The organism is Lacticaseibacillus yichunensis (assembly GCF_003946405.1).
GTDB classification, from domain to species: Bacteria; Bacillota; Bacilli; order Lactobacillales; family Lactobacillaceae; genus Lacticaseibacillus; species Lacticaseibacillus yichunensis.
Genome location: NZ_RHOG01000057.1, coordinates 1 through 5,533 on the forward strand (window position 1 = coordinate 1; position 5,533 = coordinate 5,533).

Here is a 5,533-nt window from a genome sequence, read left to right on the forward strand (position 1 = left end):
CGATAAACCATGGATAAAACCTCCGAGTGAATTTCGTAAATGCACGGGAAATGTCTGAAAACCGGAATTTCGTATGCATTTATTATATGACAGTAATGACCTAAAATCACTAGTATCAAATGCTACACGTTTTTGAACAGCCACTAGTTATAACAAAGCCGGTCCCTTTTCCCTAGGGGCCGGCGTATTCTTAACTGCTTCTTATGAAGGGGTATTGAGATAATTGTAAAGTGTGCCTGCGCGCAGGCCGTATTGGGAGAAAGTCAGGCGGTCGCAGTCTAGGTAGCGGATCATGGTGACGACGGGGATCAGGCCGGCGATGATGATGTCGGCGCGTTCGCGGGCGAGACCCGGAATCGCCTGGCGCTCGGTCAGGTTTTTCGTCAAAACGTCGCGGAAGATCGCATTCACCGCAGTCGTTGGCATGCGGAAGCCGTGGATGTCTTCAAAGTTCGAAAAGGCCTCGCGTCGCCGCTGAATTTTCGCCAGGGTCCGGTTTGAGCCGCCCAGCGCGACGATCGGCAAATTCTGGGCCTTGCGCAACCACCAGACGCCATTCAGCGTATTTTCCACAAAGGTGACGAGGTCAAACAGCTCGGCGGCCGAGACCATGTCGGAGGATAAGAAGCGCTCCGAGAGATTGACCGAGCCAAATGGCAGGGAAATGACTTGGCGGAGTTTTCGCTCCTGCACAAGGATCAATTCGGTGGACGCGCCGCCGGTATCCATGATGAGGGCGTTTTGAATCGGCATCGTGTTGATCACGCCGGTGTAATCCAGCGTGGCCTCCTCGTCGCCGGTAATGACGGTGATGGCGATTCCGGTCGTCTTTTTGACTTGACGGAGAAACTCCTTCTGGTTCACCGCTTGGCGGACCGCCGCTGTGGCCACGGCGCGCAAGGTGACGTTGGGCAAAGCGGCAAGTTGTTGCTGGAAACCGGCTAAGGCCGTAATGGTGCGCGCCATGGCGGCTGGCTGTAACACTTTTTCCTCGCCCATGCCTTCCGACAGCCGCACCATTTCCTTGAGGCGGACAATTTCGCGAGGCTGATTGGTTGCGTCGATCGCCCACACGGTCAGGCGTGCGGAATTACTGCCGAGGTCGATCAAGGCAAAATGCTTGGCTTCAGTCATTGTCCGCCTCATCTTCCGGCGCCTTCATCGGGGTGAACCGCCTTGTTTGGCGTGGGTCGTCCGCCTCGGTGAGATCGCCCAGGTGTTTGATCTTCGCGGCGGCCTCTTGCAAAAACGTCTCCTGCGCCGCCAGCAACACTTTCCCGCGCCGATCGACGCGCTCCCATGTTTCGTCCGGCTGAAGCACGCGTGTTTTCACATTGTCCTGCCAAAGCGTGTCGAAGATCGACAGCACATGTTCGCGCACATCGTCCTGCAAGATTGGGAACAACAGCTCCACGCGCCGGCTCAAGTTCCGCTTCATCAGATCCGCCGACGACAGGAACACGCGCGCCTCGCCATCCGCATAGAAATAGAAGATCCGGCTGTGCTCCAAAAAGCGGCCGACGATGGAATGCACGGTGATGTTTTCCGAAATGCCCGGAATGCCGACCTTGAGATTGCAAATGCCGCGCACGAGCAGCTCGACCTGCACCCCGGCGGCGCTGGCTTTGTAAAGTTCGGCGATCATGTCCGCATCACTGAGCGAATTCATCTTCATCCGGATCTGCGCCTTGCGCCCGGCTTGTGCGGCTCGAATCTCGCCTTCGATCTGGTCGACCAGGAACTCGCGGATGCCCAGCGGCGCGATCACCAATTTGTGAAAATAGGCTGGCTCCGCAAAGCCCGACAACATGTTGAAAATATTGGACGCATCCGCCCCCATTTCGGCGTTCGCCGTGAACAGGCCCATGTCGGTATACACGCGGGCCGTGACATCGTTGTAATTGCCGGTCGCCATGTGCATGTAGCGGCGGATGCCCCCTTCTTCGCGGCGCACCACCAGGGCCAACTTACTGTGGGTCTTCAAGCCGACCAGCCCATAGATCACATGGCAGCCGGCGCGCTCAAGCTCCTTGGCCCAATGCACATTATTTTCCTCATCAAACCGCGCCTTGAGCTCGACCAAAACGGTGACCTGCTTGCCATTTTCCGCGGCCTGCTTCAGATAGGAAATGATCGGTGATTTGCTGGAAACGCGGTACAGCGTCATCTTCACCGCAAGCACCGCCGGATCCACGCTGGCCTGGCGAATGAATTCCACCACGGGCGTGAAGCTGTCGTATGGATGCTGCATGAAAATGTCGTGGTCGCGAATTTGATCGAACAGACTGCCGGCCATCAGCGCCGGATTCAGATACGGCGTGTATGGCGGATACAGCTCATCTTCATGCCCCTGCACGCCCTTGACCAGCTTGTTGAGCATGTTCAAGTCGATTGGCCCCTTGATCGCATAAATATCGGCGTCGTCCTTGACGTCCAGGCCGCGCGTCAGGCGTTTCTTCAGATATTTGCTCATCCCCGCGTCGATCTCCAGCCGCATGACCTTGCCGCGCTGGCGTTTTTTCAGCTGAGACTGAATCTCCTTCATCAGATCCGACGCGTCTTCCTCGGCCACATCCAGATCCATGTCCCGCGTGACGCGAAACAGCGCCGTTTCCCGAATTGTCGCGCCGACGAACAGCTCCTGCGCATAATGCCGAATCACGTCTTCCAGCAGGATAAAATCATTCGGCGCATCAGGCAGCCGTACGACTCGCGGAAACACATCCGGCACTTGCACCAGGGCAAACGAGCGGCCCTTATCTGCCTCTTTTTCCTCGGTCCGCTCCACACGCAGCGCCAGGTTCAGCGAATTGTTGGCCAAAAATGGAAACGGCCGCGTTGGGTCCACGCCCATTGGGGTCAGGACGGGATAAACTTCTTCATGGAAATAATCATCGATGAAATCCGCCTGGGCCGGGGTCAGCTCCTCAGCTGTTTTCAGCTGAATCGACAGCTCCGCCAGCAGCGGCCGCAGCGAGCGCGTCCAGGTGGTGTACTGCTTATCCACCATCGCATGGGCCTGCGTCGCGATCGCGGCCAGCTGCTGGGACGCCGTCATGCCGGCCGCATCTGGCTCCAGATACCCAACGGCCACCATTTTCCGCAGCGATGCGACCCGCACATTGAAAAATTCATCCAGGTTGCTTTGCGTAATGGCGAGGAACCGCACACGCTCCAGCAGCGGGTTATCGTGGTCACGGGCCTCTTCCAGCACGCGGTCATTAAAGGCGAGCCAGGACAGCTCCCGGTTGGTGTAATATTCCGGTTTCGTATAAGTTGCGGCGATCTGATTTTGACTCATGCTTGCGTCCGCCCTTTCAGTTCAATTGGCAGTCCAAACACCGCGGCGAAAAAGCGGCCTTTGCGCGCCAGCGTCCAGCGTTCCAGTTCCACATCGTCATTGGCCGTTGCGGTCAACAACACCTCATCCGGTTTGACCGACACCCGCAGCGACTCGATTTTCTGCTGGCGGGAGGCATCCAGACTGTCCGCCACCCGCAAAAGCGCCGCGAGTTTGGCGATCGTCAGGCGCCGCGCGGAATTGAGCTCGGCGAGATCCGACAGATCCGTTTGCGGCTGATCCGAGGAATGATACCGGGCGATCGTCGCGACCATTTTCTGCTCGGTCGAGGTCAGGCCCATCAGCTCGGACGCCTGGATAATATACTCGGAGTGAATAAAGTGATGATGCGTATCGATATAACTGCCCACATCATTGACCGTTGCCGCAATTTGTAACAACAGGCGCTCCCGTTTGCCCATGCCGTGCAACTTTTTCAACCGATCAAACAGCTGCAGGGAAAATTGGACGGTGGCATCGCGGTGCTTCGGATCGACCCGGTACCGCTCGGCCAGATTTTGCGCCGACACCACGATCTCCTCGTCGGGGTCAAACCCCGCATGCATGAAGCCCTTATCCGCCGCCCGGTCGACTTCCAGCCCATCGAGCAAGTTGAGGTTCGAGATCCAGACCTTGTCGCTGTTCAGATTTTTGATCAAACGATACAGCAGCAGCACCGTCGGCAACACCTGCGACGTCTGGCTCATCGGCAGGTCATATTCGTCGCTGAGATACTGATCTGAGGCATGCGTGACTTCATTATAAATGAGGTCAAAGCCCTCGCGATCCGTTTCGACCGTGGCCTCGCCCACCGGAATCAGCCGCTCAAACAAGCTGAGCGCACTGCCCATCAAGATCACGTTGGTGTAATGCACATCTCGGGGCAACAGCCGCATAAAATCCAGCAGGCGACTGTCGATATAATCGCGCAGGACATCGACATAATTCGGCACCGTCGCCTGAACGTCGCTCATCACCTCGAACACACGGAGGGGACCAATGGATAAATTACGCGAAAATCCGAATTTGCCATTTCGAAACGCCGTCAGTTCCACCGATCCAGAGGAAATGTCGATCAGCACCGTGCCGTCCTTGATGATCTCCTTAAAATGCGGAAACCGCGCGAACACCGCCTGCGTCCGGTAAAACGACTCCTGCGCCAAGGTCTGCGGCGCGACCATCAGCCCTGTGCGGCTATACAGCTGATCCACCACGAATTGGGCGTTGGCCGCCTCAAAAAAGCTGTGGCTACCGACCGCGTCATAGTGATGCACCCCATAATCGCGAAAGAGCTGGAAGATCGCCTGCAACGCATCGACAGCGGTGTCCACGGTCTCAGGCTGAATCTCTTTCGTCGCAAATATATCCTCGCCAATCGGCACTGGATATTGTCCCCGTTCTACTTCTTCGAGATGACGCAAATTCGTGATGCTGAAAAAAATGTTCTGCGCGCCGATCACGATAAACCCTTGCTCGGATGCCATCTTTCTCTCCTCGTTTCCTGTCGTATCTGCGACTCTTGCGCTTTAATCATAGCACGTAGCGGGCCGTTCATGAACGGAAAAGCGCCTAGCGATGACAAGCTTGTGCGAGGTTACTTGAATAGGTTAAAAAAATAGCCGTTGTCAATATTTTGGTAAAACGAGTTTCATATTTGCAACTAGGGCGTGTAAGTGGAAGTTGTGTCACGGGGTCACATTTGTTTGGGTCGACTCCGACCGGACGCGGAATTTTTCGACTCACAGTCTCGGAGATCGCGGATAAGCGTTTTGGTGGGTCGATTTGTGAATGTTGCAATCTCAGAGATCACGCCCGGGGCAAAGAACACCGCATTCGTGGGACGCCATCACACAACTTTGTGCGCAGTAACCCGGGGCGTGCGGCAACATCCACGGACTCAGGGTCCGCGGATGTTGAATATTCAGAGCAGAAGAGCCAAATTTGTGGACCCTGAGTCCGGACGCTGTGAGATGGATACCCCGGAGCAATCTTAGAGATCGCGCATCTGTGTCTTTCAGAAGAATTTCTCGATATTTGCGGTCTCAGAGATTGCCGCCCGGACGAAGAATGCCACATTGGTGTGACGCCATCACACAACTTGGTCTCAAGCATCCTGGGGCGTGCGGACAAAAAGTTGGACTTCAGGTATGATATTAAATGTACTCACTAAAAGAGAAGCAGAGGGCCGTCGAG

Annotated in this window: 3 protein-coding genes; all 3 read right to left on the minus strand. The window is 55.9% G+C overall.

Annotated elements, in window-relative coordinates:
• Positions 1–201 precede the first annotated feature (201 nt).
• The 3 genes from ppx to EKM95_RS11280 are packed head-to-tail and all read right to left on the minus strand — an operon-like array spanning position 202 to position 4,824.
• Positions 202–1,134 (minus strand): exopolyphosphatase, encoded by a 933-nt coding sequence (gene ppx / locus EKM95_RS11270; RefSeq protein WP_125698516.1) that lies wholly within the window; start codon positions 1,132–1,134, stop codon positions 202–204.
• Complete coding sequence (locus tag EKM95_RS11275) at positions 1,127–3,301, minus strand: RNA degradosome polyphosphate kinase (protein WP_125698518.1); 2,175 nt, start codon at positions 3,299–3,301, stop codon at positions 1,127–1,129. Before EKM95_RS11275 ends, ppx begins: the two co-directional genes overlap by 8 nt.
• Positions 3,298–4,824 carry a Ppx/GppA phosphatase family protein gene (locus EKM95_RS11280; protein ID WP_125698520.1) on the minus strand — a complete coding sequence of 509 codons (1,527 nt, stop codon included), beginning with the start codon at positions 4,822–4,824 and terminating at the stop codon, positions 3,298–3,300. The genes EKM95_RS11275 and EKM95_RS11280 overlap by 4 nt, the downstream gene beginning before the upstream one ends.
• Positions 4,825–5,533 lie beyond the last annotated feature (709 nt).